The organism is Pelomonas sp. KK5 (genome assembly GCF_001984095.1).
In the GTDB taxonomy this organism is placed as follows: domain Bacteria; phylum Pseudomonadota; class Gammaproteobacteria; order Burkholderiales; family Burkholderiaceae_C; genus KK5.
Map to the genome: position 1 here is coordinate 1 of NZ_LYVQ01000451.1, position 1,848 is coordinate 1,848.

Below are 1,848 nucleotides of genomic sequence, written 5' to 3' on the forward strand. Positions count from 1 at the left end.
GCGTGAAGGTCTGGCGCGCGAAGCCGCCCGCCACGCCGCCAGCGAAGAAGAAGCTGCTGCCCTCGTAGGCGGCGGGCGCTGAGCCGGACGGCACATAGGCCGACGCACCGGCATTCACTTCCCAGCCGGCCAGCGAGCCCTCGAAGCCCGGGTTGGCCAGCAGGTTCTGGTCCGTCGTCTGGCGGCCGTTGTCCACCAGCGCATTGCCCATGTCGATGCCGGGCGAGCTGAAGCGCTGCGCGGCCACCGGGTCGCGCAGGCGGAAGTCGTTGGTCAGGATGGAGACGAAGGCGGGCTCGGCCCAGACCGGGTTCACGACGGTGGTGCCGATGGAGTTCAGGTCCAGCCGGTCCAGGTCCATCTGCCAGTCGAGGATGTCGGTGAAGTCCTTGGCCCAGAAGCCGATCTTGCCGCTGCCCGAGGTGAACAGGTCGTTGTAGTCGCTGAAGATGCCGTAACGGCTGTCGTTGGCGATGTAGAGGTCGTAGCCGCCGGCCGCCCACATCACGTTGTTCTGCACCTCCACCTCGGTGCTGCCGCCCTCGGTGCGCAGGTTGTCGCCGGTGAGCGCGTAGAAGGTGTTGTTGAACACCCGCACGTCGTTGCGGCCGTTGATCTCGACGCCCACCAGGGTGTTGCGGTCGAAGATGTTGTGCAGGATGCGCTGCTCGCTCGTCGCGTTGATCGCGGTCTGGTTGGCGGAGAGCCGGTTGAACTGGACCGTGCCGGTGAAGGCATTGACGCCGGTCACGTTGGCCTGGATCAGGTTCATGTGGTCGGCCGTGCCGCCGCCCAGCTGGCCGGCGCCGGTGACGCCCACGGTGTTGTGGCTGATCACCTGGCCCTGCACCACCGCGCTGCCCACCAGCTTCAGGCCGGTGGCATTGCCGTCGAAGGTATTGGGCCGGTCCAGCGACGCGCCGAAGAAGCCCAGCGCCGCATTGCCGGTGAGCGCAGTCTGCAGGCCCACGGTGGCGCCGCTGACGGTATTGCCCGCCAGCTGGTTGGCCGCCGCGTAGTTGATGCCCAGCGCACCGCCCTGCACCTTGTTGTTCTCGATCAGGCCGGTGAAGGTGGCCAGCAGGTCGAGGCCGGTGGCGGTGGCGTTGAAGGTGTTGCCCGCGATGCGCCCGCTGGCGGTGGAACCGCCGACGAGACGCAGCGCATAGCTCGGGCCGCTGATCGTGTTGTCGCGGATCTGCACGCCGGTGGCGCTGTCCAGCAGCAGGCCGCCGCTGATGGTGTTCAGCCGCAGGCTGGCGTTCTGCACCCCGGCGGCGATGGCCACGCCGCCGCTCAGGCGGTTGCCGGTCAGCACCGCGCCGCTGCCGGAGGCGAGGTTCACCGCGCCGGTGACGGTCGAGTCGCTCAGGCCCGTGCCGTTGGCGGCGATCGTCAGCGTGGCGCCGAGGGTCAGGTGTTGCAGCGTGACGTTGGCCCCGTTGACCACCACGTCGCCGCTGACACGGCTGTTCGCCGCGCCCCAGATCAGCACGCCGGCATCGCCGGCCGAGACGGTGAAGCCCGCCTGCGTGCCGGTGACGATGATGACGTCGCCGGCGCCCAGCGCCTGGCTGTCGAGGATGCTCTGCACCGAGGTGCCGGCGTCCGCCACGAAGGTGCGAGAGACCGGCGCGGCATCGCCGCGCGCGAGGATCTCGGGCGAGTTGGTGGCGCCGCCGGCCGCGGCATCCTGCCAGCCGAGCAAGGCCCGGCCATCGCTGCCCACCGCAAGCGCCACCTGCTGCGGCTGACCGCCGGTCGCGCTGATGCCGCTGCCGCTGGCCTCGCCGGGCAGCACCTCGACGAAGTGCTGCGTCGTCGCGTTCCATTCGCGCTCGTACAACG

At 69.8% G+C, this 1,848-nt stretch carries 1 protein-coding gene; it reads right to left on the reverse strand.

The window, feature by feature from the left end; genetic code table 11:
• Positions 1-1,848: right-handed parallel beta-helix repeat-containing protein (locus B0W88_RS31560; RefSeq protein ID WP_158080989.1), on the reverse strand; the 1,848-nt coding region annotated here is incomplete at both ends.